Raw genomic sequence first — 24,129 nt, 5'->3', positions numbered from 1 at the left:
TCCAATTCGGGGGCGGCCCGCCCGCTCCCGTCCGTCATTTGAACTTGGGAGGAATAGCAATGTCCAGCGAATGGCCCCTTTGGGAAGTCTTTATCCGCGGTCAACATGGCCTCAACCATCGCCATGTAGGCAGCCTGCATGCACCGGACGCCGAAATGGCGATCCGCAATGCCCGCGACGTCTACACCCGCCGCAACGAAGGCGTATCGATCTGGGTGGTGAAGTCGGTCGATATCACCGCTTCGTCTCCGTCGGAAAAGGGGCCCCTGTTCGAACCGTCGAACTCCAAGGTCTATCGTCACCCGACCTTCTTCGACATCCCGGCTGAAGTGGGGCACATGTGATGGCAACCGCAATCCCGGCGGTCGATCAGGCCGCATTCTTCGAATGGCTGCTCAGAATGGGAGACAACACGCTGATCCTCGGACACCGGGTATCCGAATGGTGCGGTCATTCGCCCGTGCTGGAAGAGGATATCGCGCTCGCCAACGTCGCGCTCGACCTGATCGGCCAGACCCAGTTCTGGCTGGGTCTTGCGGGTGAGGTCGAAGGCAAGGGGCGCACGGCGGACAATCTCGCCTATTTGCGCGATGCTGCGGCCTTCCGCAACGTGCTGCTCGTCGAGCGCCCGAACGGCGATTTCGGCAAGACGCTGATGCGGCAGTTCCTCTTCGATGCCTACCACATCGAAATGCTCCGCGCGCTCGTCGCCTCGAGCGATCCGCGCGTCATGGAAATCGCCCAGAAGGCGCTGAAGGAAGTGTCCTACCATTTCGAGCGCTCTGCCGACCTCGTCATCCGTCTCGGCGACGGAACCGAGGAAAGCCATCGCCGAATGCAGAAGGCGTTGGATGATCTGTGGCCCTATACGGCCGAGATGTTCCTCGACGATTCCGCCGACGAAGCCGTGGCTGAGGCCGGCATCGCGCCGCTTCCCTCGGCGCTGAAGGCAGCCTGGGACAGTTCGGTCGGCGAAGTGCTCACGGAAGCGACGCTCGTTCGCCCGGACGGCAGCTACCAGCACAAGGGTGGCAAGCGCGGGGTCCATACCGAGCATCTGGGCTATATCCTCGCCGACATGCAGTTCCTGCAGCGGGCCTATCCGAACTCGGTCTGGTGAGGGCGGTGCGATGGACGCCAGGACATTGCCCGAAACGGAAGAGGTCTGGCGCTGGCTGGGCGAGGTGCCGGATCCGGAAATCCCCGTCATCAGCCTGACCGATCTGGGCATCATTCGCGATGTCTCATGGGACGGCGACACCCTCGTTGTTGCCGTTACCCCGACCTATTCGGGCTGCCCGGCAACGACAGTGATCAACCTCGACATCGAGGCGGCGCTCAAGGGCCACGGCATCGAGAAACTACGTCTCGAACGACGGTTGTCGCCCGCCTGGACGACGGACTGGATCAGCGCCGAGGGGCGGGAAAAGCTGCGCGCCTACGGCATTGCGCCGCCGATCGACGGCACAGCCGCCGACGGGCGGCTGATGGCCCGGGCCAGCCGGCTTGCCGGTTCGAACCTCGCCGTCGCCTGCCCGCGTTGCGGCTCGACCAGGACCGAAAAAGTCAGCCAGTTCGGCTCGACCCCGTGCAAGGCGAGTTACCGATGCCGCGACTGTCTGGAACCCTTCGACTATTTCAAGTGCATCTGAGGATGCGGAGGACATAACTCATGGCACGCTTTCATCCCCTGACCGTGACCGACATCCGCCACGAGACCCGTGATGCGGTGGTCGTGACGCTCAAGCCGCGCGAGGAGGATCGCGCAGCCTTCGATTTCACCCAGGGCCAGTACCTGACTTTCCGCCGCGATTTCGAGGGGGAAGAGTTGCGCCGGTCCTACTCGATCTGTGCGGGCAAGGACGAGGGCGTCCTGCGCGTCGGCATCAAGCGCGTCGACGGCGGCGCGTTCAGCAACTGGGCCAATGGCAATCTCGCGCCGGGCGACGTAATCGAGGCCATGCCGCCGATGGGCCGCTTCTACATGGACATCGATCCGGCCGCCGAGAAGCAGTACCTCGGCTTTGCCGGCGGCTCCGGCATCACGCCGCTGCTGTCCATCATCAAGACGGTCCTGGCACGCGAGCCGAAGTCCCAGTTCACGCTGGTCTATGCCAACCGCCAGATCAATTCGATCATGTTCCGGGAGGAGCTGGAGGACCTGAAGAACACCTATCTCGGCCGTTTCTCCGTCCTGCATGTGCTGGAAAGCGAAGTGCAGGAGATCGACCTGTTCACCGGCCGTCTCGACGAGAACAAGCTTTCTGCGCTGTTTTCCACCTGGATCGATCCGAAGTCGATCGACGCCGCCTTCATCTGCGGGCCCGAGCCGATGATGCTGACCATCGTCGCCAGCCTCAAGGCGCATGGGCTGAAGGACGAGCAGATCAAGTTCGAACTCTTCGCCTCTGGCCAGCCGGGCCGCGCCAAGAACCGTGTTGCCTCGGTCAGCGCCGAGGAAGCGGCGGCCGTGGTAGAGGCGACGATCACGCTCGACGGCACCACGCGGACCTTCAAAATGCCCAAGCACGGCGTCAGCATTCTCGAGGCGGCGATCGCCCAGAGCATGGACGCCCCCTTCTCCTGCAAGGCCGGCGTCTGCTCCACCTGCCGGGCGAAGGTGCTCGAAGGCGAGGTCGAGATGGACACCAACCACGCACTTGAGGACTACGAGGTCGAAGCCGGCTACGTGCTGACCTGCCAGTGTCACCCGCTGACCGAGAAGGTCGTGCTCTCCTACGACGAATAACCTCCCAAGCGGCGGGGCCACTTGTGCCCCGCCGACTGCACTGAATAAACCGATCCAGGAAGGATGACTTCATGAATGTTTCGGCCCGCGTTCCGCGCCGTCTCGAAAGCTATGTCTGCGGCCGCTGGACACCCGGCGACAAGCAGGGCGTTCCGCTACTCGATGCCTCGACGGGTGCCGCAATCGCATTCATCGACTCGACCGGCATCGATTTTGCCGCAGCACTCGCCTATGGCCGCGAGGTCGGCGGACCGAACCTGCGCGCCCTGTCCTTCCATGAACGGGCGCAGATGCTGAAATCCCTCGGCCAGGTCCTGATGGACCTGAAGGAGGAATTCTACGCCGAGAGCGCGCTGACCGGTGCCACCCGTGCCGACGGCTGGGTCGACATCGAGGGCGGCATCGGCACCATGCTGTCCTATTCCTCCAAGGCGCGCCGCGAACTGCCGAATACCCGCGTGCTGCTCGACGGCGACGTGGAACTGCTGTCCAGGGACAACAGCTTCTCCGCCCAGCATATCCTCACCCCGCTGCACGGCATCGCCGTCCACATCAACGCCTTCAACTTCCCCGTCTGGGGCATGCTGGAAAAGATCGCCCCGACGCTGATCGCTGGCGTCCCCTCGCTGGTCAAGCCGGCAAGCCAGACCGCCTATCTGACCGAACTCGTGGTCCGGCGGATCATCGAGACCGGCATCCTGCCGGAAGGTTCGTTGCAGCTGGTGTCGGGCTCCGTTGGCAACCTGCTCGACCATGTCGAGGGGCAGGACGCGGTGACCTTTACCGGCTCCGCCTGGACCGGCCGCAAGCTCAAGTCTCATCCGGCGGTGGTGGCCAATTCGGTGCGCTTCACCATGGAGGCCGACAGCCTGAACGCGTCGATTCTTGGGCCTGATGCCGCTCCGGGCACGGAGGAGTTCGACCTCTTCGTCAAGGAAGTGGCGCGCGAGATGACGTCCAAGGCCGGGCAGAAATGCACCGCCATCCGTCGTGTGATCGCACCCAAGGCCCATGTCCAGGCGCTTGTCGAAGCGCTCGGCGATCGTCTCTCGAAGACCGCGCTCGGCAACCCCTCTGACGAGGGCGTGCGCATGGGGCCGCTGGCAAGCCTCGCCCAGCGCGACGAAGTGCGCGAGCGCATCCGCGACCTTTCCGCCGATGCCGAGATCGTCGCCGGCGATCCGGACAATGTCCGCGTCTTCTCCGGCGATGCCGAGAAGGGCGCCTTCCTCAATCCGGTTCTTCTCTATTGCGACAAGCCGTTTACCGCCTCTGCCGTCCACGATGTCGAGGCATTCGGGCCTGTCTCCACCGTGATGCCCTATGAGGGGATCGAGGAAGCGATTGCGCTCGCCCACAAGGGCAAGGGTTCGCTGGTCGCCTCGGTCTTCACCAACGATCCGAAGGTCGCCGAAGAAATGGTGATCGGCATGGCGCCCTATCATGGCCGTGTCCTGATCGGAAACCGAGCCTCGGCAAAGTCCTCGACGGGCCATGGATCGCCCCTTGCAGGGCTGGTGCATGGCGGGCCGGGCCGCGCCGGCGGCGGCGAGGAAATGGGCGGCATGCGCGGCGTCAAGCACTACATGCAGCGCACCGCCGTCCAGGGCACCCCGCGTCTCCTTTCGGCCGTCACCGGCCGCTGGATCGAGGGTGCCGGGGCCGGCGACACGAGCGTCCATCCGTTCCGCAAGTCGCTGGCGGAGCTGAAGATCGGCGACCAGATCGTCACCGCCAAGCGAACGGTCACGCTCGAGGACATCGAGCACTTCGCCCACTTCACCGGCGATACCTTCTATGCCCACATGGACGAGGCGGCGGCCAAGGCCAACCCCTTCTTCGACGGGCGCGTGGCGCACGGATACCTGATCGTCTCCTTCGCCGCCGGCCTGTTCGTCGATCCGGATCCGGGTCCGGTGCTTGCCAATTACGGCGTCGACAACCTGCGCTTCCTCACCCCCGTCAATCCGGGCGACACGCTGCAGGTTCGATTGACCTGCAAGGAGATCAATCCGCGCGCCAATGCCGATCATGGCGAAGTCCGCTGGGACTGCCAGGTGACGAACCAGAATGGCGCAGTCGTCGCGCAATACGACGTCTTGACCATGGTCGCCAAGACCTGGAACGCGGCTTGAGGACATGCAAAAAAACCGACGGCCAGAATTAACCTGGCCGTCGGTATGAAGAATTTTGTCAGGAAGAATGGGCGCCGGTTGAAGCTTGCGGGCGGCGGTTAGCGAACCGCCTTGATGCCTTCGAGGATCAGGGTCGTCGCCACATCGGCATAGTCTTCGCGGGTGATGCGACCGCCGTCCCGGAACCACATGTAGACCCAGTTCATCATGCCGAACAGCGACATGGTGACCGGCATCAGCAGAGGTCGCTCTCTGCTGTCGAGTTCCGGATTGATTTCTTTGAGCACATTCGAGAACCGGCGCACGATCCGTCGTTCGATCGCGGTAATGCCTGCCTTCTGCTCGTCGGACAGGGCCGAGGTGGCGTTGAGCTGTACCTTGTGCTGGTTGTCTGCCCCGCGATAGTTTTCCAGCACCACGCCGACCAGCCGCCGGAGCCGCTTCTCCGGTGAATCGTTCGCATCGTCGGCCGCCTCGATCGCCTGGTCAAGCTCTTCCAGATGGGTAATGATGATCGCGTAGATCAGCGCATCCTTGCTCGGATAGTAGTGATAGAGCAGTGCCTTGGAGACGCTGGAATGACTGGCGATCTGGGACATGGAAGCCTTTTCCATGCCCTGCTCGGCAAATACGGCGGCGGCATTGTCGAGAAGGCCGCGGCGCTTTTCCTCAAAATCGGTTGCCCGGGTGCGAGCCATATTTTCACTTTCCTACTCGCAGAACGCCTGCAAAAGGGGGGCCTTGTCGCCCCCGCCTGAATATATCAATTGCCTTTGCCCTGTCATGGGTCGCGTTTCAGGTCTTCGGGCGGTTATCCACCACACGCTTGGCCTTGCCTTCCGAACGGGCGATGGACGTCGGGTCCTGAACCTCGATCTTGGTGGTGATGCCGACGACGCTCTTGATGTGGTGCGCCAGTTCCTTGGCCGATTGCGCACGCGCCGCAGCATCGGTGAAATTAGCCGCGCATTCGACGTGGACGGTCATGTTGTCCATGCGGCCGGCGCGCGTGAGCTCGATCTGGAAGTGCGGGGCAAGTCCGGCGCATTTCAGGATCTGTTCCTCGATCTGCGTCGGGAAGACATTGACGCCGCGCAGGATGATCATGTCGTCGCTGCGGCCGGTGATCTTCTCGATGCGCCGCATCGAACGCGCCGTGCCCGGCAGAAGCCGCGTCAGGTCGCGGGTGCGGTAACGCACCATCGGCAGGCCTTCCTTGGTCAGCGTGGTGAAGACCAGTTCGCCGAGCTCGCCGTCGGGCAGCACGGCACCGGTCACCGGGTCGATGATTTCCGGATAGAAATGGTCTTCCCAGACGTGCAGACCGTCCTTGGTCTCGACGCATTCATTGGCGACGCCCGGCCCCATGACTTCGGAGAGGCCGTAGATGTCGACGGCGTGCATGTTGAAGGCCTGTTCGATCTCGCTGCGCATGGCATTGGTCCAGGGTTCGGCACCGAAGATGCCGACCTCGATCGAGCTTTCGCGCGGATCGATGCCCTGGCGGCGAAACTCGTCGAGGATCGACAGCATGTAGGAGGGCGTCACCATGATGATGCGCGGCTTGAAGTCGTTCATCAGCGTGACCTGGCGCTCGGTCATTCCGCCGGAGATCGGCACGACGGTGCAGCCAAGCCGTTCGGCCCCGTAGTGCGCGCCAAGGCCACCGGTGAACAGGCCGTAGCCATAGGCGACATGCACGATGTCACCCGGACGGCCGCCGGACGCGCGGATCGAGCGAGCGACGACATCGGCCCAGACGTCGATGTCGTGCTTGGTGTAGCCGACCACCGTCGGCTTGCCGGTGGTGCCGGACGAGCCGTGGATACGGACCAGTTTTTCCCGGGGAACGGCGAACATGCCGAAGGGATAGGTGTCGCGCAGGTCGGTCTTGGTGGTGAAGGGGAACTTCGAGAGATCCGAAAGCGTCTTCAGGTCTTCCGGATGCACGCCGTGCTCGTCGAACCGCTGGCGATAGAACGGCGAGTTTTCGTAGGAATGCTTCAGCGAGCGCTTCATCCGGTGAAACTGGAGCGCCGAGATTTCATCCCGCGAGGCGATTTCGATCGGGTCCAGATCTTGGGGACGGGTTACAAAGTCGAGCATGATTTCCTCCCTGGGATACGTCTTGGTTCAGGCGGGATCGGGCAGGTGGGTGCCCTTCACCGTTCGCGACAGGCCGCGAAACTCGGCGACCAGGTCGCCGTTCTGATTTGAAATGCGAATGTCGTAGATGCCGGACCGGCCCTTGCGCGAGACTTCGCGGGCCTCCGCTGTCAGCCGGTCGCCGATCCTCCCGGGACTGATATAGGTAATCGAGCAGTTCTGCGCGACGGTCAGCTGATTGTAGCCGTTGCAGGCAAAGGCGAAGGCGCTGTCGGCCAGCGTGAAGATATAGCCGCCGTGGCAGTTGCCGTGACCGTTGGACATGATCTTGGTGATCTCCATCGACAGGGTCGCCTGCCCCGGCGCGATGTGCTCAATGCGCATGCCGAGATTTTGCGACGCCGTGTCGAGGTCCCACATCGCCTTGGCGCAGGCCTCGGCCATTTCCTGTGCGTTCATCGTCATCGGCCCGAAAACTCCGGCTTGCGCTTCTCGAGGAAGGCGGTGACGCCTTCGGCATAGTCGGCCGTGCGGCCAGCTTCGCGCTGGCAGTCTCGCTCCATGTCGAGCTGATCGTCGAGGCTGTTGGTGGCCGCCGCCTGGATGAGGCGCTTGGTGAGGCCGAGGCCGCGCGTTGCGCCTTCGGCCAGCGAGCGAGCCAGCGTCTCGGCCTCGCCGATCAGCTGATCGTCGTCGACGGCCTTCCAGATCAGGCCCCAGTCGGCGGCGCGCTCCGCCATCAGCGGCTCAGCGGTCATGGCGAGCGCCTTGGCGCGCGGTTCGCCGAGGATGCGGGCGAGGCTCCAGCTGCCGCCGGCATCGGGGATCAGGCCGATCTTTGAGAAGGCCTGGATGAACTTCGCGGAGCGGGCCGCGAGCACGATATCGCAGGCGAAGGCGATGTTGGCGCCGGCTCCTGCCGCGACGCCGTTGACCGCGCAGATCACCGGTTTTTCCAGCGAGCGGATCAGACGCAGCGTCGGATTGTAGAAGGTTTCCAGCGTGTGGCCGAGATCGGGAGCGGGGCCGCCCTTGCGCGGATCGCGGTCGCCGAGGTCCTGGCCGGCGCAGAAGCCGCGGCCGGCGCCGGTCAGCAGGACGGCCCGCACGCCGGCATCGTCATGGGCGCGCTGAAGCGCCGCGCGCAGGGCGAGGTGCATTTCTTCATTAAACGAATTGAGTTTGTCCGGCCGGTTCAGCGTCAGCCGCAGAACCCCGTGATCCATCGTCACCAGAACGGTGTCGGATTGGTGCATCGCTCTCTCCCTGGTCCCCGCTCCGAATTTTCCCGGGGGCGTAAAAAGATCTTGCATAAACCGACCGGACGGTCAATGATAAAGGCAGGAGCAGGGAGGAAATTGCCATGAACGACATGTTCGACCGCCATCGCGGTCTGTTGGAGACGGCTGTCAAGGCCCTGTCCGACCGGGGTTTCTGGTCGCCCTTTCCGGAAGTTCCGAGCGGCAAGATCTATGGCGAAACCGCCAAGGACGATGGCGAGGCTTTTTTCAAGGCCCTGCTCGGCACGCAGTTCGAACTGCCCGGCCACCCGGAAGATGCCCGCCTCGGTTCCGAAGTCTCGCCCTGGGGACCTGACCTCAATATCCTTTATCCGGCAGCCGGTGCCGCGACGCTCGTTGCCGCCTCCAAAGCGGCCGGCGATGCCTGGGCCGATGCCTCGCCAGAGCTGCGCGTTGGCGTCTGCCTCGAAATCCTGACGCGGCTCAACCGCATAAGCTTTGAAATGGCCAATGCCGTGATGCACACGACCGGCCAGGCCTTTCCCATGGCCTTCCAGGCCGGCGGTCCGCATGCCCAGGACCGTGGTCTCGAAGCCGTCGCCACCGCCTGGGCGGAAATGACCCGCATGCCGGGCCAGGCCACCTGGGAAAAGCCGCAGGGCAAGGCGGCGCCGATCGTTCTGGAAAAGAACTGGCAGGTCGTGCCGCGCGGCGTGGCGCTGGCCATCGGCTGCCAGACCTTCCCGACCTGGAACACCTATCCGGGCCTGTTCGCGAGCCTCGCGACCGGCAATACCGTGATCGTCAAGCCACATCCCGGCGCCATCCTGCCGCTCGCACTGACCGTGAAGGTGGCGCGCGAAGTCCTGGTCGACGCAGGTTTCCCGGCTGACGTGGTCCTGCTGGCTGTCGATCAGGCCGGCGCCGAAATCACCAAGGAACTGGTCACCCACCCGGACATCGGCATCATCGACTACACCGGCTCCAGCGCCTTCGGCGAATGGGTGCGCGACAATGCCCGTTCCGCCCAGGTGTTTACCGAGGAAGCCGGGGTGAACTCGATCGTCGTCGCCGCGACCGACGATTTCTCCGGCATGTGCGCCAACATCGCGTTTTCGCTGTCGCTCTATTCCGGGCAAATGTGCACGGCCCCGCAAGACATTTTCGTACCCCGTGCCGGCATCTCGACCAATGAAGGGCACAAGAGCTTCGACGAAGTTGCAGCCGCGATCGGCGCTGCGGTCGACGCGCTGCTGAGCGACCCGGCACGCGCTTCCGGTGTCTGTGGCACGATCGCCAATCCGGCGACGTTGGCACGGATCGACAAGGCGCGCGGCTTTGGCCGGATCGTCCGCGATTCGCAGCCGCTGACCATCGGTTGTAGCGCCACCCCACTGATCATCGCCCTGGACGCCGCCGAGACGCAGGTTCACGAGGACGAGTGCTTCGGGCCGGTTGCCTTCATTATCGCGGTCGACAGCGCCGAAGCCGGCATTGACGCAGCCGCCAACCTTGCCCGCAGCAAGGGCGCAATTACCGCCGCGCTGTACGACACCGACGAGGCGCGTATCGCCTACGCGGTGAAGGCCTTCGCCCGGGCCGGCGTTAACCTGTCGATCAACCTGACCGGCAACATTTTCGTCAACCAGTCCGCGGCATTTTCCGACTTTCACGTCACCGGCGGCAATCCCGCCGGCAATGCCAGCCTGACCGACACTGCCTTCGTCGCCAACCGGTTCCGGCTGGCGATGTGGCGCCGCCCCAAGGCGGCGTAATCGACTTCATTATTCAACGTTCTCAGGGAGGAGACACAATGAAAATCACCACGACAACCGCACTCGCCACGCTGATGGCATTGGGCATCGCAACCGCTGCCCAGGCCGAGATCAAGATCGGTGCCACCGTATCGGCAACCGGCCCCGCCTCGTTCCTCGGCGACCCGGAAGCCAAGACGCTCGAAATGCTGGTGGAGGAAATCAATGCCGCCGGCGGCGTCAACGGCGAACCGCTGAAGCTCGTCCTCTATGACGACGGCGGCGACCCGAACAAGGCGCGCACCTTCGCGACCCGCCTCGTCGAAGACGACGAAGTCGTCGCCATCATCGGCGGCACGACGACCGGCACGACCATGTCGATCATTCCGGTCGCCGAGGACTCGGAGGTTCCGTTCATCTCGCTCGCCGGCGCGATCGAAATCATCGATCCTGTCAAGCACTGGGTCTTCAAGACCCCGCATACCGACCGCATGGCCTGCCAGAAGATCTTCGAGAACATGAAGAAGAACGCCATCACCAAGATCGGCGTGATTTCCGGCACCGACGGCTTCGGCGCCTCGATGCACAAGCAGTGCGTCGCCGTAGCGGGTGATTACGGCATCGAGATCGCAGCCGACGAGACCTATGGCCTGCAGGACGCGGACATGACCCCGCAGCTGACCAACATCAAGGGCACGGCCGGCGTGCAGGCCGTGCTGAATGCCGGCTTCGGCCAGGGCCCGTCGATCGTGACGCGCAACTATTCGCAGCTGGCCGTCGGCCTGCCGCTCTACCAGTCGCATGGTGTCGCCTCCGACGGCTTCATCGAGCTGGCCGGCGCAAAGGCCGCCGAAGGCGTGCGCCTCCCCGGTACCGCCCTGCTGGTCGCCGGCCTCCTGGCGGATGGCGATCCCCAGAAGTCAGTCGTAATGGCCTACAAAACCGCCTATGAGAAGAAGACAGGTTCTGCCGTCTCGACCTTCGGCGGCTATGCCCATGACGCGCTGCGCATTCTCGTTGATTCGATCGGACGTGCCGGTTCCGCAGAACCGGAAGCGATCCGCGATGCAATCGAGTCCACGTCCGGCCTGGTCGGCACCACCGGTGTCGTCACGATGAAGGCGGACGATCACCTCGGCCTCGATCTCTCGGCATTCCGTATGCTCGAGATCAAGAATGGTGGCTGGACCATCATCGAGTAAGCACCTGGCTCGCTCCGTTCACGGGGCGATGGCATTGGCGCGGAGCCTGCGTGCGACATGCAGGCTCCGCCTCAAGAATGTTCGGCCACAGTGGGGTCTTTGATGCCTGAACTGATGCAGTTTCTTCTTTCCGGCCTGACGGTCGGCGCAGTCTACGCGCTCGTCGCGCTGGGCTTCACCATCATCTACAACGCCTCCGATGTGGTGAACTTCGCCCAGGGCGAGTTCGTCATGCTGGGCGGCATGATCACGGTGTTTGCCTTCGACGCCGGCCTGCCTCTGCCACTGGCCGCGTTGATCGCCATCGCCCTGACCGCGGCCATCGGCGTGGCGCTCAACAAGCTCGCCATCGAACCGGCGCGCGGCGCACCTGTGGTCTCGCTGATCATCATCACCATCGGTGCATCGATCTTCATTCGCGGCGTGACGCAGCTCGTCTTCGACAAGCAGCTTCACCGTTTCCCGGCTTTCACCGGCGACGAGCCGATCAAGATCCTCGCCGCCACCATTCTGCCGCAGAGCCTGTGGGTCATCGCCGGGGCGGTCGTCGTGTTCGTCGGCCTTTGGCTGTTCTTCACCCGCACATTGACCGGCAAGGCGGTGCTTGCCACCTCCAACAATCGCCTCGCCGCACAGCTCGTCGGCATCAACACGAACTGGGTGATGACGCTCTCCTTCGCGCTTTCGGCCGCCATCGGTGCGCTCGCCGGCGTGCTGGTCACCCCGATCACGCTGACCAGCTACGATCTCGGTATCGCGCTGGCGCTTAAAGGTTTTGCCGCCGCCATGCTCGGTGGGATGGGCAATCCGAAGGGTGCGCTCGTCGGCGGCATCCTGCTCGGCCTGTTCGAGGCGCTGACGGCCGGCTTTATCAGCTCGCAATACAAGGATGCGGTCGCCTTCGTCGTCATCCTCGCCGTCCTCTTCGCCATGCCGCAAGGCCTCTTCGGACGCAATTCGGTCAATCGGGTGTGATGATGCGGCTCACGACAAAACAGACCACTCTGCTGGTGCTGGCGCTGCTGATCGCCGCCACGCCCTTCTTCTTCCCGTCGGCCTTCTATTTCCGCGTCGGTTCGCTGCTCTTCGTCAACGGCGTGGCGGTGCTCGGCATCGTCATCCTGACCGGCTTTGCCGGACAGATCAGCCTCGGCCATGCGGGCTTTGCAGGCATCGGCGCCTATGCTTCGGCGCTGGCGCCCGTGCATCTCGGCCTGCACCCGGCGTTCGCTGCACTCCTTGGCGCGGCGCTCTCGGCTGCGATCGCCTATGGGGTCGGGCGGCCGATCCTGCGACTCAAGGGCTATTATCTCGCCGTCGCATCGCTCGGTTTCGGTATCCTGGTTTCCATGGTGCTGTCCAACGAAGCCTGGTTGACGGGCGGGCCGGACGGCATCGCCGTTGCCGATCTCGGCCTTCGCCAGGCGCTCGGTGCGCTGGGGCTCAAGCTTTCTGCACCGGAATTCTGGTACTTTTTCTGCGGGCTCTGCCTTTTGATCGGCGCATGGCTGGCCCTCAATCTCTACGACAGCCCGACGGGCCGCGCGCTGCGTGCCCTGCATGGTTCCGAGATCGCCGCAAGCACGGTCGGTGTCGACGTCGCCCGGCTGAAGCTGCAGGCCTTCGTCATCTCCGCAGTTTTTGCCTCGGTCTCCGGTTCCCTGCTGGCCCTGCAGAACAAGTTCATCACGCCGGACGTCGCCGGCTACATGCACTCGATCGAGCTCGTCACCATGGCCGTGCTCGGCGGCGCGGGATCGGTGCTCGGCGCCATTCTCGGCGCCGGCATCCTGACGCTCCTGCCGCAGGTGCTCACCGTGTTTGCCGAATATGAACAGGTCATGCTCGGCCTGGTCATGATGCTGGTAATGATCTTCCTGCGCGAAGGCCTGCTGCCGTCACTGCTGCGTCAATTCACCGGGAGGGGAGCATGAGCCTTCTTAGCGTCGAGGGATTGGGAATTGCCTTCGGCGGCCTGAAGGCCGTCGACAATGTCAGCTTTTCCGTCAATCCCGGGGAAATCGTCTCGGTCATCGGCCCGAACGGTGCCGGCAAGACCACCCTGTTCAACATGATTTCCGGCGTCTACATGCCGAAATCCGGCAAGGTGAAGCTCAGCGGTGAAGAGGTGACCGGGTTTTCTCCGCATCTTCTGGCACGGCGCGGCATGTCGCGCACGTTCCAGAACCTGCAGATCTTCCAGAACATGACCGTGCTCGAGAACGCCATTGCCGGCTTTCATCTGCGCGAGAAGGGCTCGGTGTTCGCCGACCTGCTCGGGCTTCCGGCGTCACGCCGGCGATCGAGGAAAGCGCAGGCCGGGGCGCGCGAACTCCTGGCACGCGTCGGCCTTGCCAACGCCGCCGAACTGGAGGCCGGCAACCTCTCCTATGGTGCGTTGAAGCGGCTGGAGATCGCCCGGGCCCTCGCCCTCGACACCAAGGTCCTGCTGCTCGACGAACCGGCCGCCGGCTGCAATGCGGTAGAGACCGAGGAGATCGACCACCTGATCGCCGAGGTGGCCGCCTCCGGCGTCGCCATCCTTCTGGTCGAGCACGACATGAAGATGGTCATGCGCATCTCCAACCACATCGTCGTCCTCGATCATGGGGTGAAGATCGCCGAGGGTGATCCCGCCACCGTGGCCCGCAATCCCGATGTCGTCGCGGCCTATCTCGGAACTCAGGCACAGGAGGCGTCCCATGCTCACGGTTGAGGGACTGCGGTCGCGCTATGGCCGCATCGAGGCGCTGCACGGCATCGACCTGCACATCGATTCCGGCGAGATCGTCACCATCGTCGGCGCCAATGGCGCGGGCAAGACGACCTTGCTGCGCTGCCTGTCCGGCCTGCAGCCGATCAGTGCCGGACAGATCATCTTCCGCGGTGAGGCGCTGGCCACAACGCCCGCCTACAAGCGTCTCAAGCGAGGTCTTGCCCAGTCTCCGGAAGGCCGGCAGATCTTCACCAACCTGACGGTGGAGGAAAACCTGCGCCTCGGGGCCTTTCTCTTCACCGACGATCGGGTTGACCGGGACATGGAAAACGCCTTCCAGATGTTCCCGATCCTCAAGGAAAAGCGCAACCTCGCCGCCGGCGGCCTGTCCGGCGGCCAGCAGCAGATGCTGGCCATCGCCCGCGCGCTGATGGGGCGGCCCTCCTGCCTGCTGCTCGACGAGCCCTCCATGGGCCTGGCACCCATCCTCGTCCAGCAGATCTTCGACGTGGTGAAAAGCATGCGCGATCTCAAGGTCACCGTGCTCCTCGTCGAGCAGAACGCCTTCGGTGCCCTGTCCGTCGCCGACCGTGGCTATGTCATGGAAACGGGCAAGATCACCATGGAAGGACCGGCCAGCGATTTGCTCGCCGATCCCCGCATTCGAGAAGCCTATCTGGGAATCTGATTACACATGTCCGTCGTCACCATCGCCCGTGAGGGAAACATCGCCGTCGTCACGATCGACAACCCGCCCGTCAACGCGTTGAGCCAGGCCGTGCGCCAAGGTCTTTTGGACGCGGTGACCGCCCTGGACGGCGATCCCGATGTCTCGGCCGTGGTTCTCGCATGCGCCGGACGAACCTTCATCGCCGGCGCCGATGTCAGCGAATTCGACAAGCCGCCGCAGCCGCCCCACCTTCCCGATGTCGTCTCGGCCATCGAACTGGCGGCCAAGCCCTGGATCGCGGCGATCCATGGTTCTGCCCTTGGCGGCGGCTTCGAGGTCGCGCTTGGCTGCCGTTTCCGCCTTGCGACCGTGGATGCCTCGGTCGGCCTGCCGGAAGTGACGCTTGGGCTCGTTCCCGGTGCCGGCGGAACGGTGCGCACGCCGCGTCTCGCCGGCGTGGAGGCCGCCGTCGATCTGGTGACCACGGGCAAGCCGGTGCGCGCGCCGCGGGGGCTGGAGCTGGGGCTGATCGACAGTGTTGTCGAGGGTGATCTGCGCACGGCTGCCATCGCCTTCGCCCGGGAACGGCTCGTGGGGCCCCTTCCCCAGCCGCTGTCGCTTCGTCCCGCGCCGACAGCGCCGGATGCCTTCTGGACCGAGGCCGAGGCAGCGATTGCCAAGCGCGCCAAGGGCGAAGTTGCACCGCTGAAAGCCCTTGCCTGCCTGCGCCGGGCAACCGAAGCCGACTTCGCCGCGGCGATGCAGTTCGAGCGTGCCACCTTCCTGGAACTGCGGGCCTCGAGTCAGGCGGCGGCGCTGCGTCACGTCTTCTTCGCCGAACGGGCAGCCCCGCGGCCGGCAGCCTTGTCGGGCGTCCAGGCCCTGCCGCTTCGCAATGCCGCCGTGATCGGCGGCGGCACGATGGGCGCGGGCATTGCCGCCGCCCTGCGCGATGCCGGATTGCCCGTCATCCTGATCGAACGGGACAATGCGGCCGTCGAGCGCGGCATCGCGAATCTGAAGGACATCTTCGCCAGCGCGGTCAAGCGCGGGCGCCTGACCGAGGCATCCGCCGAAGCACGGCTTGCCGGGGTCCTGGGCTCTACTGACTATGCCATGCTTGCTGATACCGACCTCGTGATCGAGGCCGTGTTCGAGGAGCTTTCGGTCAAGCGCCAGGTGTTTGCGCGACTGGGTCGCGTCTGCCGTCCCGATGCGGTGCTGGCGACCAACACCTCCTATCTCGATCCGCGGGCGATCGCCGAGGGCCTGCCCAATCCCGGGCGCTTCATCGGCTTGCATTTCTTCAGCCCGGCCAATGTCATGAAGCTGCTGGAGATCGTGCCGACGCCGCAGACGACCGACACTACGCTGGCGACCGGCTTCGCCCTTTCCCGGATGCTCGGCAAGGTGCCGGTGCGTGCCGGTATCTGCGAAGGCTTCATCGGCAACCGCATACTCAAGCGGTATCGCGCCGAGGCGGAGGCGCTGGTTCGGCAAGGCGTGGCGATTGCCGCCGTCGATGCGGCCATGCGCGGCTATGGCTTTGCCATGGGCCCCTTCGAAGCGCAGGATCTCGGCGGCCTCGACATCGCGTTCCTGCAACGCGAAGGCGCGCGGGCGGCGGGCCAGGATGTGCCGGAAACGCTCGGCGACATTCTGGTGCGGGCCGGCCGCAAGGGCCAGAAGACCGGCGGCGGCTGGTACGACTACAAGCCTGGCGATCGCCGGCCTGTTCCTTCGGACGAGGTGACCCGGCTCCTCGGCGCCCTGATCGAACCCGGCCCAGCACTGAATGCCGAGGCGATCGCCGTACACCTGGTCGGCGCCATGGCCCGAGAGGGCGAAGCGATCCTGGCGGAAGGCATCGCCGAAAAGGCCTCAGACATCGATCTGGTCGAAATCCACGGCTACGGTTTCCCTCGCTGGCGTGGCGGCCCCATGTTCCATGCCGCCAAAGGCGCGGGATCTAGTTCCTGAAACACGCCGCCTTCAATCGCCTAGGAGCTGGCGATCGTCGCCATCACGGTTGCGCACCAGTTCCTCCTTGATGCTCCGCAGCGATTTCAGTGCCTTGGTGCGATCGGCATAGGCCACCATGTTGGCCAGGATGTCGATCGCGGCGAGATAGGCGTAGCGGGTCGATGTCGGGCGGAAGATGTTCTTGCCCTCCGGCATGTCGATTTCGATGACCACGTCCGCGGCCATGGCGACCGGCGAGCCGGCCTGGGTCATCACGATGGTCGGAATGGCGTTCTGCCTCAGTATCTCCAGGCAATGGACGAGGCCCAGGTCCCGGCCGGTGAACGATGACCCGAACACCACCGTTCCCGGCTGCACGGCCGCCGAGATCATCAGGTTCATGCCGTGGTCGTTGGATGCGTTGATTCGGCAACCGAGGCGGAAGAGGCGATTGTGCAGCTCGTTGACGATCATCGCCGAGTTGCCACTGGCGCCGAAAGCCTGGACGAATTCGGCCGCGCGCAGCATCTGCGCCGCCTTTTCGATGGCGGCGAGGTCGAGCTGGCGATGGAGCTCAAAAAGCGCATTCTGCGCCTTGGACACGATATCGCGAGCCACCTCCTCGGCGGTCGCCGTCGTTGCCTCCGGCTTCAGGTAGCGCAGGCCGACATAAGCCAGCTTGGCCAGTTGTACCTTGAAATCGGAATAGCCCTGGCACCCCAGCCGCCGGCAGAAGCGGGTGACCGTCGGCGGCGAGACCCCCGCCCGATGGGCGAGCTCGATGATTGACGAATTGACGACGAAGTCCACGTTCTCCATCGCAAACTTCGCCAGTTTGGCATCCAGGCCCGAAAGTCGGCCATCCTCGTCGGAGAGGGCGTGAAAGAGGTCCATTCGGTCTTGCCTGATGCCCGCGTTGCGAAAATTTGGAGCGCCGGTGAAATTGAATTTCACTCGCGCCATTTTTGATAGCATAATGAGCACAAGCATCAACGAAACTCGTCCCATTCCTGAAAATAAAAGCAACATTACCGCGCCAAAAACCCGTCCTGCGACGGCGCGCCTTCCCAACGAGGTCTACCATGAACTATCCGTGGCCGGAATCCGGCACGCCGCTCGACCAGGTCGCAACGCCGATGCCGGTCATCGACGAAGACCGGCTTGCCGCGAACATCGCCCGCGTCCAGACCTATTGCGATCAACACGGCAAGGCGTTCCGTCCGCATATCAAGACCCACAAGATCGTCGCGGTCGCCCGCCAGCAGGTAGAGGCCGGCGCGGTCGGCCTCAATTGCCAGAAAGTGACCGAGGCGGAAGTCTTTGCGGATGCCGGCTTCGACGACATACTGATCACCTACAATATTCTCGGACCGGCGAAGCTCGCGCGGTTGAAGGCGCTCAACGAACGGATCGCGAGGCTCGCGGTCGTGGCCGATAGCGAGATCACGCTTGCCGGTCTCGCCTCCACCTTCGATGCCGATCGTCCGCTGACGGTTCTGGTCGAATGCGATACCGGCGCCAAGCGCTGCGGCGTGCAGACACCGGAGGCGGCGGTCGCGCTCGCCGAGAAGATCGCTTCGGCGCCCGGCCTGCGTTTCGGCGGGATCATGACCTACCCCGCCGTCGGCGGCGCGGTCGAGGTCGAGACCTTCATGGCCCGCACCATGACGCTTCTGTCGGACAAGGGGATAGATTGCCCCGTCCGGTCCAGCGGTGGTTCGCCGGACCTCTTTGCCGCCCACCTGGTGCCGTCCGCCACCGAACATCGCGCCGGAACCTATGTCTATAATGACCGCAGCATGGTCCGCGCCGGCCATTGCACCGTGGACGATCTCGCCATGCACATCCTTGCAACGGTGGTTTCGCGTCCGGCGGCGGATCGTGCCGTTCTGGATTGCGGCTCGAAGGCACTGACCTCCGACCTGCTCGGCTTCACCGACTACGGTTCCATCCACGGCTTCGAGGGCGCGCGGATTGTGTCGCTGTCTGAGGAGCATGCGGTGGTCGATTTGTCGGGCTGCGCCGAGCCGTTCCCGCAAATCGGCACGATGGTCAAAGTGGTGCCGAACCACACCTGCGTCGTCACCAATCTCTTCGACCGGATGGTCTTTCATCGCGACGGCATCGTGACGCGGGTCGAGAATGTGGATGCCCGCGGGACGGTCTGGTAGCTGCTCCACTCAAAAAATTCCGCCGCATCAAATTTTCAGGCAAACACCATGCTGCGGACATTTGGCAGAACGATGAAAAAGGGGCCCCTCCAACAGGCCCCCTTTTTCATGCCGAAACAGTCTTCCATCGCCCTCACCCTGCATTTCCGGCTCGGCTAAAACTTTCGATTCCCACACAAAAGTGTTGCGCGCATCTTCGGAGACCGGTTCACGGGCCCATTCTCGATCATGAAAATTGGGTGACGCTTTCGAGCGCCAAGAAAATGAATTACATAAATCCACAGGTATCCGGAAAGTTCATTGACTTTGCACTGCTTTATCGCATTATTGAGAAAATAAATTACACCAAAAACGGTGAGCGGGTGAACTGAAGAAGATGGGAACTCCAATTTTCGAATGCGCAGCGGCCATCGCTGAAAAGATGACCCCATAGATCGGCGGCGTTCGGAAATTGGTCAGCAAGACAACATGACGACGGTAGCGAGCCCCCTAGCGGTGGCTGAAGGCCGGAGTGTATTCGGATTTAAGACATGCGCATCTTCACCGCCTCGCTGGCGACTGAGACGAACACCTTCTCTCCCGTACCGACGGACATGAACGCGTTCAAGGCGGCCTTCTATGCCGGGCCGGGCGAGCATCCGGATACGCCGACACTCTGTTCCTCCGTCGTCCCCATCCTGCGCCGTCGTGGCAGGGAAGAGGGCTTCACCGTGATCGAGGGCACGTCCTGCTGGGCAGAACCCGCGGGCCTGATCCAGCGCCAGACCTACGAGACGCTGCGCGACCTGATCCTTGCCGAACTGAAGGCGGCACTGCCGGTTGATGGCGTCGTGCTCGGCCTGCACGGCGCGATGGCGGCTCAAGGCTATGATGATCCGGAAGGCGATCTCCTGGCCCGTATCCGAGAAATCGTTGGCCCGAACGTTCTGATCGCCGCCGAATTTGACCCACACAGCCATCTGACCGCTCTCAGGGTCGCCAATCTCGACCTCATGGCGGCCTTCCTCGAATTCCCGCATACGGATTTCGAACAGCGCGGCGAGCATGTCGTGGAACTCGCGCTGCGGGCGCTGCGTGGCGAGATCAAGCCGGTGATTTCGACCTTTGACTGCAGGATGATCACCATTTTCCCGACCAGCCGCGAGCCGATGCGGTCCTTCGTCGACCGCATGCAGGCGATGGAAGGCAAGGACGGCGTCCTTTCCGCCTCCGTCATCCACGGCTTCATGGCCGGGGACCTGCCGGACATGGGCACACGCATCGTCGTCGTGACCGACAACGAAAAAGAGAAGGGGGATGCTCTCGCCGCTCGGCTCGGCCGCGAGCTCTACAGCCTGCGCAAGACCACCGCGATGCCGATGTTCGACACCGAGGCGGGTCTCGACAAGGCAGTCGCCATGCGCACCGCACATCCTGACATGCCGGTCACCATAGCCGACGTCTGGGACAATCCCGGCGGTGGCGTCGCCGGCGACGCGACCTACATCCTGGGCCGGATGCTGAAGCGCGGCATGGACAATTTCGCCGTCGCGACGATCTGGGATCCGATCGCCGTGACCTTCTGCCATGCGGCCGGCGAAGGTGCCGAACTTAGCCTGCGTGTCGGAGGAAAGTCCGGCCCCGAAGGCGGAGAGCCGCTCGATCTGCGCGTGACCGTCAGCAAGGTCTTCGACGCCGGATGGCAGAGTTTCCGCAACAGCCGGGTCACGCTCGGCAGCGCGGCCGTCGTCCGCCCGGTCGGCACGACCATCGACATCGTGCTGATCACCAGCCGCACCCAGACCTACGAGCCCGACATCTTCTTGAACCAGGGCATAGACTTCGCGGAGAAGTCCTATCTGCTGATCAAGTCGACCAATCATTTCTACGCTGGCTTTGAGCCGATCTCCTCCGAAATCGTCTATATCGCCGCACCGACCTCCTATCCCACCAACCCGGCAACCACGCCCTACCGCAAGGCGAGCCTCGAGCTCTGGCCGCGCGTTGCCGATCCGCTGGGACTGGATGTCTGAATTTTCGACCGGGAGGAAAGCCGGCCGGGATCTTTGACCAAACCGATGCCAATGAAGGGAACCGAAAAATGAATAAGAGTGCATTCGTTCTGATCACGCTGGCGGCGCTTGCCAGCACGAGCAGTCTGGCTCTGGCCCAGTCAAGTGACGGCGTATTGACCGTTGCGACGATCGGCGAGCCGCCGACCCTCGACGTGATGCAGACGCCGACCGACATCGTGCTGACCATCGACCAGCACATCTTCGAGACGCTCTACACCTATGATGCCCAGTGGAAGTCCGTGCCGTTGCTCGCAGCGGGCATGCCGACCCTTTCCGAAGACGGCCTTACCTACCGCATAGCGCTGCGCGAAGGCGTGACATTCCACGACGGCAGCGCTTTCGACGCCAAGGACGTCACAGCCTCGCTGAAGCGCTGGATGGCGATCAATTCCAAGGGCAAGCAGGTTGCGGCAATCGTCGAGAGCCTGACCGAAGACGGAGACCACGCCGTCGTCATCAAGCTCAAGTCGCGTTATGCGCCGCTGCTCGCCACGCTCTCCCAGGCCTCGGTGATCATGCCCTCGGAGAAACTTGCAGACACGCTGACCGAGTTTGTAGGCACCGGTCCCTATGCCCTGAAGGAGCGCAAGCCCGACCAGTACACCCGGCTTGTCCGTTTCGAGGGCTACAAGTCGCCGGAAGGCGAGGTCAGCAATTATGCCGGCAAGCGCGAGGCGATCGCCAGGGAAATCCGTTTCGTTCCGGTTCCAGACGCCAATACGCGCGTCGAGGGCCTGATCTCCGGTCAGTTCGACTATGCCGACTCGCTGCCGGTCAGCGCCTATGAGCGCGTCGAGCAGAGCGGCAATGCCAAGCCCGTGATCTTCAAGGATGCCGGCTGGGCCTCGATGAACATGAACATGAAGGAAGGCCTGCTTGTTAAGAAGGAACTCCGTCAGGCGGTTCAGGCGGCGCTCAACCCGAACGACATGATGCTGGCGGCCTTTTCCGAAGACCGCTTCTTCAGCGTCGATGCCTCGATCTTCCCGAAAGGCTCCTTCTGGCACACCGAAGCGGGCGTTGCCCGTTACGGCGAAGGCGATCCGGAAGCGGCTGAAAAACTGCTTCAACAGGCCGGCTATGACGGCACCCCGCTGCGCCTGATGACCAGCCGCCAGTACGAATTCCACTACAAGATCGGCGAAGTCGCCAAGGCCTATCTGGAAGCGGCCGGCTTCAAGGTCGATCTTCAGGTGGTCGATTGGGCAACGCTGACCACCCGCCGCGCAGATCCGAAGGAATGGGACATCTTCATCACCCATTCCAACTTCCCGGGCGATCCGACGACGATCAACACGATCACCGACACCTATCCGGGCTGGTACGTTTCCGACCAGAAGGCGAAGGCCGTTGCCGCCTACATGGATGCGACAACCGACGAGGCCAAGAAGGCGGCCTGGGACGGGATCCAGACGGTCATCTATGATGATGCGCCGCTCTACAAGGTCGGCAACTTCAATGCCGTTTCCGGTCTCGCCAATGGTGTATCCGGTTATGAGCCGACCTATTGGCCCCATTTCTGGAACGTAAGCCCGAAAAAATAAGGACGATAGACTATGGCAAGGATCGCTGAGGCACTCTTGAAACGGCTGGGGGGCATGGCCATCGTGCTCGCCCTCGTCGTGACGGTGGTCTTCATCATCGTCCGCGTAACGCCCGGCGATCCTGCCGCTGTCATGCTGGGGTCGGATGCGACCCCGGAAGATATAGCCCAGCTGCGCACCCGCATGGGGCTCGATGCGCCGCTCCTCATGCAATACGGCCAGTTTGTCCTCGGCATATTGCAGGGTGATCTCGGCCAGTCGATCTTTCTCAACCAACCGGTCACCACGGCACTCGCTGCGCGTGCCGAGCCGACTTTCTTCCTCACCCTGTTCTCGATCCTGATCGCGGTGGCGATCGCGCTGCCGGTCGGCATACTGTCGGCCGTCAATCGCGGTACGACCTTCGACCAGATCGTCGTGACGCTCACCATGGTGGCGTCAAGCGTGCCGAGCTTCTGGCTCGGCCTGATGCTGATTCAGGTCTTCGCCGTCGGTCAGGGCTGGTTTCCGGCCTCCGGTTACGGCGGTCCGGACACGCCGTTTCTCGAGCGTCTGCATCATCTGATCCTGCCGGCCGTGGCGCTCGGCGTCGTCAATTCCGCCTTGATCACCCGCTTCACCCGCGCCGCCATGCTGGACGTGCTCGGTGAGGACTATGTCCGCACCGCCCGCGCCAAGGGCGCCGGCGAAGGCCGCGTCATCCTGAAACACGCGCTGAAGAACGCGCTCATCCCGATCATCACCGTCATCGGTCTGTCGATCGCCATGCTGGTTGCCGGCGCGGTCGTGACCGAGACCGTCTTCGGCCTGCCCGGCATCGGCAATCTCGTCGTCTCGGCCGTCCTGCGCCGCGACTATCCGGTCATCCAGGGCGCGCTGCTCGTCGTCGCCGCGATCTACGTGCTCATCAACTTCATTGTCGACATGCTCTATATTCTCGTTGATCCGCGGGTGCGCCAATGACCATCATGGCCTCCGTTTCCATGCCGTTCGTCTCCGGCCTTCGCCGCCTGCTTGGCAACCGGGCGATCCTGCTCGGGGCAATCATTCTGGCGGTGGTGGTGCTGGCTGCACTTCTGGCACCGTGGGCTGCACCCTACGAACCGAACAAGCTTTCGATCGTCAACAGGCTGAAGCCACCGTCGATGACGAACTTCTTCGGCACCGACGAATTCGGCCGTGACATCTTTTCCCGCGCCATGTTTGCCGGACGGATCTCGCTGCTCGTCAGCCTCGGCGTCGTCGTCATCTCCACTGTGCTCGGCGTGTTCCTCGGTGTCACCGCCGGCTTCTTTCGCAGCCTTGATGCGCCGATCTCGCGCCTGCTCGATGCGATGATGTCGTTCCCGGACATCCTTCTCGCTATCGCCCTGGTCGCCGCTCTCGGCCCCTCGCTGTCGACCGTCATCCTGGCACTCGGCATAACCTATGCTCCGCGTCTTGCCCGTATCGTCCGCGGCTCGACATTGGTTCTGCGCGAACTGCCATACATCGAGGCAGCCGTCGCCATGGGCCTGCCGACCTGGCAGATTCTAATCCGCCACGTTCTGCTCAACCTCGCCTCCCCGATCCTGGTTCAGGCAACCTTCGTCTTCGCTTCGGCGATGCTCGCGGAGGCAAGCCTGTCCTTCCTCGGCGTCGGCGTTTCCACCGACATGCCGACCTGGGGCACGATGCTGGCTTCCGGTCGGGAATACATGAACAACGCCTCGTGGCTGATGGTGTTTCCCGGTCTCGCCATCGTGCTTTCGGTTCTCTCCCTGCAATTGCTGGGTGATGGCCTGCGCGATCTCGTCGATCCCCGACTGGCCAAGGAAAGCTGATC

The 24,129-nt window shown here is 63.5% G+C and carries 22 protein-coding genes; 17 read left to right on the top strand and 5 right to left on the bottom strand.

Translation table 11 applies throughout. The features are described 5' to 3' along the window. The first annotated feature begins 59 nt into the window (after nucleotides 1-59). The 5 genes from paaB (at nucleotide 60) to paaZ (ending at nucleotide 4,884) form a co-directional block, all read left to right on the top strand. Nucleotides 60-344: a 1,2-phenylacetyl-CoA epoxidase subunit PaaB gene (paaB, locus tag RHIZ70P_RS15100; protein ID WP_028737551.1), complete on the top strand. Its 285-nt coding sequence runs from the start codon at nucleotides 60-62 to the stop codon at nucleotides 342-344. Next, nucleotides 344-1,120 carry a 1,2-phenylacetyl-CoA epoxidase subunit PaaC gene (gene paaC / locus RHIZ70P_RS15095; protein WP_115671303.1) on the top strand — a complete coding sequence of 259 codons (777 nt, stop codon included), beginning with the start codon at nucleotides 344-346 and terminating at the stop codon, nucleotides 1,118-1,120. Before paaB ends, paaC begins: the two co-directional genes overlap by 1 nt. 10 nt (nucleotides 1,121-1,130) lie before the next feature. Then, nucleotides 1,131-1,652 carry a 1,2-phenylacetyl-CoA epoxidase subunit PaaD gene (paaD, locus tag RHIZ70P_RS15090; protein ID WP_115671302.1) on the top strand — a complete coding sequence of 174 codons (522 nt, stop codon included), beginning with the start codon at nucleotides 1,131-1,133 and terminating at the stop codon, nucleotides 1,650-1,652. A 20-nt stretch (nucleotides 1,653-1,672) separates the two neighbouring features. Further along, nucleotides 1,673-2,749, top strand: a complete 1,077-nt coding sequence (gene paaE / locus RHIZ70P_RS15085; RefSeq protein ID WP_115671301.1) for a 1,2-phenylacetyl-CoA epoxidase subunit PaaE — start codon at nucleotides 1,673-1,675, stop codon at nucleotides 2,747-2,749. A gap of 71 nt (nucleotides 2,750-2,820) precedes the next feature. After that, a complete protein-coding gene (gene paaZ, locus RHIZ70P_RS15080; protein ID WP_115671300.1) occupies nucleotides 2,821-4,884 on the top strand; it encodes a phenylacetic acid degradation bifunctional protein PaaZ in 2,064 nt (687 codons plus the stop codon). 98 nt (nucleotides 4,885-4,982) lie between these two features. On the opposite strand, the gene RHIZ70P_RS15075 is transcribed toward paaZ, so the two are convergent. From RHIZ70P_RS15075 to paaG, 4 genes are all read right to left on the bottom strand, one after another. Then, nucleotides 4,983-5,582 carry a TetR/AcrR family transcriptional regulator gene (locus tag RHIZ70P_RS15075; protein ID WP_115671299.1) on the bottom strand — a complete coding sequence of 200 codons (600 nt, stop codon included), beginning with the start codon at nucleotides 5,580-5,582 and terminating at the stop codon, nucleotides 4,983-4,985. A gap of 97 nt (nucleotides 5,583-5,679) precedes the next feature. After that, nucleotides 5,680-6,990, bottom strand: a complete 1,311-nt coding sequence (gene paaK, locus RHIZ70P_RS15070) for a phenylacetate--CoA ligase PaaK (protein ID WP_115671298.1) — start codon at nucleotides 6,988-6,990, stop codon at nucleotides 5,680-5,682. Between the two features lie 27 nt (nucleotides 6,991-7,017). Then, a complete protein-coding gene (gene paaI / locus RHIZ70P_RS15065; protein ID WP_210209750.1) occupies nucleotides 7,018-7,455 on the bottom strand; it encodes a hydroxyphenylacetyl-CoA thioesterase PaaI in 438 nt (145 codons plus the stop codon). Beyond that, nucleotides 7,452-8,246, bottom strand: a complete 795-nt coding sequence (gene paaG / locus RHIZ70P_RS15060) for a 2-(1,2-epoxy-1,2-dihydrophenyl)acetyl-CoA isomerase PaaG (protein ID WP_115671297.1) — start codon at nucleotides 8,244-8,246, stop codon at nucleotides 7,452-7,454. The genes paaI and paaG overlap by 4 nt, the downstream gene beginning before the upstream one ends. A gap of 107 nt (nucleotides 8,247-8,353) precedes the next feature. On the opposite strand from paaG, the gene paaN reads away from it, so the two are divergent. The 7 genes from paaN to RHIZ70P_RS15025 all read left to right on the top strand — a co-directional run bounded on the left by paaN (nucleotide 8,354) and on the right by RHIZ70P_RS15025 (nucleotide 16,553). Then, the gene (gene paaN, locus RHIZ70P_RS15055; RefSeq protein WP_115671296.1) at nucleotides 8,354-10,006 is read left to right on the top strand and encodes a phenylacetic acid degradation protein PaaN; all 1,653 of its coding nucleotides are present in this window, start codon (nucleotides 8,354-8,356) and stop codon (nucleotides 10,004-10,006) included. 38 nt (nucleotides 10,007-10,044) lie between these two features. Beyond that, on the top strand, nucleotides 10,045-11,187 hold the full coding sequence (locus RHIZ70P_RS15050; RefSeq protein ID WP_115671295.1) for an ABC transporter substrate-binding protein: 1,143 nt from the start codon (nucleotides 10,045-10,047) through the stop codon (nucleotides 11,185-11,187). Between the two features lie 102 nt (nucleotides 11,188-11,289). Then, nucleotides 11,290-12,162, top strand: a complete 873-nt coding sequence (locus tag RHIZ70P_RS15045) for a branched-chain amino acid ABC transporter permease (RefSeq protein ID WP_115671294.1) — start codon at nucleotides 11,290-11,292, stop codon at nucleotides 12,160-12,162. 2 nt (nucleotides 12,163-12,164) lie between these two features. Continuing rightward, nucleotides 12,165-13,121 carry a branched-chain amino acid ABC transporter permease gene (locus tag RHIZ70P_RS15040; RefSeq protein ID WP_181904037.1) on the top strand — a complete coding sequence of 319 codons (957 nt, stop codon included), beginning with the start codon at nucleotides 12,165-12,167 and terminating at the stop codon, nucleotides 13,119-13,121. Continuing rightward, nucleotides 13,118-13,903, top strand: a complete 786-nt coding sequence (locus RHIZ70P_RS15035) for an ABC transporter ATP-binding protein (RefSeq protein WP_115671292.1) — start codon at nucleotides 13,118-13,120, stop codon at nucleotides 13,901-13,903. Before RHIZ70P_RS15040 ends, RHIZ70P_RS15035 begins: the two co-directional genes overlap by 4 nt. Next, nucleotides 13,845-14,591: an ABC transporter ATP-binding protein gene (locus RHIZ70P_RS15030; protein ID WP_419178300.1), complete on the top strand. Its 747-nt coding sequence runs from the start codon at nucleotides 13,845-13,847 to the stop codon at nucleotides 14,589-14,591. The genes RHIZ70P_RS15035 and RHIZ70P_RS15030 overlap by 59 nt, the downstream gene beginning before the upstream one ends. 6 nt (nucleotides 14,592-14,597) lie before the next feature. Beyond that, the gene (locus tag RHIZ70P_RS15025) at nucleotides 14,598-16,553 is read left to right on the top strand and encodes a 3-hydroxyacyl-CoA dehydrogenase NAD-binding domain-containing protein (RefSeq protein ID WP_115671290.1); all 1,956 of its coding nucleotides are present in this window, start codon (nucleotides 14,598-14,600) and stop codon (nucleotides 16,551-16,553) included. Nucleotides 16,554-16,565: 12 nt separating this feature from the next. On the opposite strand, the gene RHIZ70P_RS15020 is transcribed toward RHIZ70P_RS15025, so the two are convergent. Further along, complete coding sequence (locus tag RHIZ70P_RS15020) at nucleotides 16,566-17,429, bottom strand: MurR/RpiR family transcriptional regulator (RefSeq protein ID WP_115671289.1); 864 nt, start codon at nucleotides 17,427-17,429, stop codon at nucleotides 16,566-16,568. A gap of 188 nt (nucleotides 17,430-17,617) precedes the next feature. Between RHIZ70P_RS15020 and RHIZ70P_RS15015 the strand changes: the two genes are divergently transcribed. The 5 genes from RHIZ70P_RS15015 (at nucleotide 17,618) to RHIZ70P_RS14995 (ending at nucleotide 24,127) form a co-directional block, all read left to right on the top strand. Beyond that, nucleotides 17,618-18,706 carry a D-TA family PLP-dependent enzyme gene (locus RHIZ70P_RS15015; RefSeq protein WP_115671288.1) on the top strand — a complete coding sequence of 363 codons (1,089 nt, stop codon included), beginning with the start codon at nucleotides 17,618-17,620 and terminating at the stop codon, nucleotides 18,704-18,706. A gap of 530 nt (nucleotides 18,707-19,236) precedes the next feature. Next, nucleotides 19,237-20,718 carry a M81 family metallopeptidase gene (locus RHIZ70P_RS15010; RefSeq protein ID WP_115671287.1) on the top strand — a complete coding sequence of 494 codons (1,482 nt, stop codon included), beginning with the start codon at nucleotides 19,237-19,239 and terminating at the stop codon, nucleotides 20,716-20,718. Between the two features lie 68 nt (nucleotides 20,719-20,786). Beyond that, the gene (locus tag RHIZ70P_RS15005; RefSeq protein ID WP_115671286.1) at nucleotides 20,787-22,304 is read left to right on the top strand and encodes an ABC transporter substrate-binding protein; all 1,518 of its coding nucleotides are present in this window, start codon (nucleotides 20,787-20,789) and stop codon (nucleotides 22,302-22,304) included. Nucleotides 22,305-22,325: 21 nt separating this feature from the next. Further along, nucleotides 22,326-23,267: an ABC transporter permease gene (locus RHIZ70P_RS15000; RefSeq protein ID WP_181904040.1), complete on the top strand. Its 942-nt coding sequence runs from the start codon at nucleotides 22,326-22,328 to the stop codon at nucleotides 23,265-23,267. Nucleotides 23,268-23,272: 5 nt separating this feature from the next. Beyond that, the gene (locus tag RHIZ70P_RS14995; RefSeq protein WP_419178302.1) at nucleotides 23,273-24,127 is read left to right on the top strand and encodes an ABC transporter permease; all 855 of its coding nucleotides are present in this window, start codon (nucleotides 23,273-23,275) and stop codon (nucleotides 24,125-24,127) included. Nucleotides 24,128-24,129 lie beyond the last annotated feature (2 nt).

The sequence above is a fragment of the Paenirhizobium selenitireducens ATCC BAA-1503 genome (genome assembly GCF_900492185.1).
Taxonomy (GTDB): Bacteria; Pseudomonadota; Alphaproteobacteria; order Rhizobiales; family Rhizobiaceae; genus Allorhizobium; species Allorhizobium selenitireducens_A.
This window is presented reverse-complemented; position numbering and strand designations above follow the sequence as displayed.

What these genes read in the sequence shown, in the direction of transcription:
- paaN (WP_115671296.1), top strand. Translation starts at nt 8,354, where the DNA reads ATGAACGACATGTTCGACCGCCATCGCGGTCTGTTGGAGACGGCTGTC.
- paaZ (WP_115671300.1), top strand. Translation starts at nt 2,821, where the DNA reads ATGAATGTTTCGGCCCGCGTTCCGCGCCGTCTCGAAAGCTATGTCTGC.
- RHIZ70P_RS15010 (WP_115671287.1), top strand. Translation starts at nt 19,237, where the DNA reads ATGCGCATCTTCACCGCCTCGCTGGCGACTGAGACGAACACCTTCTCT.
- RHIZ70P_RS15025 (WP_115671290.1), top strand. Translation starts at nt 14,598, where the DNA reads ATGTCCGTCGTCACCATCGCCCGTGAGGGAAACATCGCCGTCGTCACG.
- RHIZ70P_RS15035 (WP_115671292.1), top strand. Translation starts at nt 13,118, where the DNA reads ATGAGCCTTCTTAGCGTCGAGGGATTGGGAATTGCCTTCGGCGGCCTG.
- RHIZ70P_RS15045 (WP_115671294.1), top strand. Translation starts at nt 11,290, where the DNA reads ATGCCTGAACTGATGCAGTTTCTTCTTTCCGGCCTGACGGTCGGCGCA.
- RHIZ70P_RS15005 (WP_115671286.1), top strand. Translation starts at nt 20,787, where the DNA reads ATGAATAAGAGTGCATTCGTTCTGATCACGCTGGCGGCGCTTGCCAGC.
- RHIZ70P_RS15020 (WP_115671289.1), bottom strand. Translation starts at nt 17,429, where the DNA reads ATGGACCTCTTTCACGCCCTCTCCGACGAGGATGGCCGACTTTCGGGC.
- RHIZ70P_RS15015 (WP_115671288.1), top strand. Translation starts at nt 17,618, where the DNA reads ATGAACTATCCGTGGCCGGAATCCGGCACGCCGCTCGACCAGGTCGCA.
- paaK (WP_115671298.1), bottom strand. Translation starts at nt 6,990, where the DNA reads ATGCTCGACTTTGTAACCCGTCCCCAAGATCTGGACCCGATCGAAATC.
- paaD (WP_115671302.1), top strand. Translation starts at nt 1,131, where the DNA reads ATGGACGCCAGGACATTGCCCGAAACGGAAGAGGTCTGGCGCTGGCTG.
- paaG (WP_115671297.1), bottom strand. Translation starts at nt 8,246, where the DNA reads ATGCACCAATCCGACACCGTTCTGGTGACGATGGATCACGGGGTTCTG.
- RHIZ70P_RS15050 (WP_115671295.1), top strand. Translation starts at nt 10,045, where the DNA reads ATGAAAATCACCACGACAACCGCACTCGCCACGCTGATGGCATTGGGC.
- RHIZ70P_RS15075 (WP_115671299.1), bottom strand. Translation starts at nt 5,582, where the DNA reads ATGGCTCGCACCCGGGCAACCGATTTTGAGGAAAAGCGCCGCGGCCTT.
- RHIZ70P_RS14995 (WP_419178302.1), top strand. Translation starts at nt 23,273, where the DNA reads ATGGCCTCCGTTTCCATGCCGTTCGTCTCCGGCCTTCGCCGCCTGCTT.
- RHIZ70P_RS15040 (WP_181904037.1), top strand. Translation starts at nt 12,165, where the DNA reads ATGCGGCTCACGACAAAACAGACCACTCTGCTGGTGCTGGCGCTGCTG.
- paaI (WP_210209750.1), bottom strand. Translation starts at nt 7,455, where the DNA reads ATGACGATGAACGCACAGGAAATGGCCGAGGCCTGCGCCAAGGCGATG.
- paaE (WP_115671301.1), top strand. Translation starts at nt 1,673, where the DNA reads ATGGCACGCTTTCATCCCCTGACCGTGACCGACATCCGCCACGAGACC.
- RHIZ70P_RS15030 (WP_419178300.1), top strand. Translation starts at nt 13,845, where the DNA reads ATGTCGTCGCGGCCTATCTCGGAACTCAGGCACAGGAGGCGTCCCATG.
- paaC (WP_115671303.1), top strand. Translation starts at nt 344, where the DNA reads ATGGCAACCGCAATCCCGGCGGTCGATCAGGCCGCATTCTTCGAATGG.
- paaB (WP_028737551.1), top strand. Translation starts at nt 60, where the DNA reads ATGTCCAGCGAATGGCCCCTTTGGGAAGTCTTTATCCGCGGTCAACAT.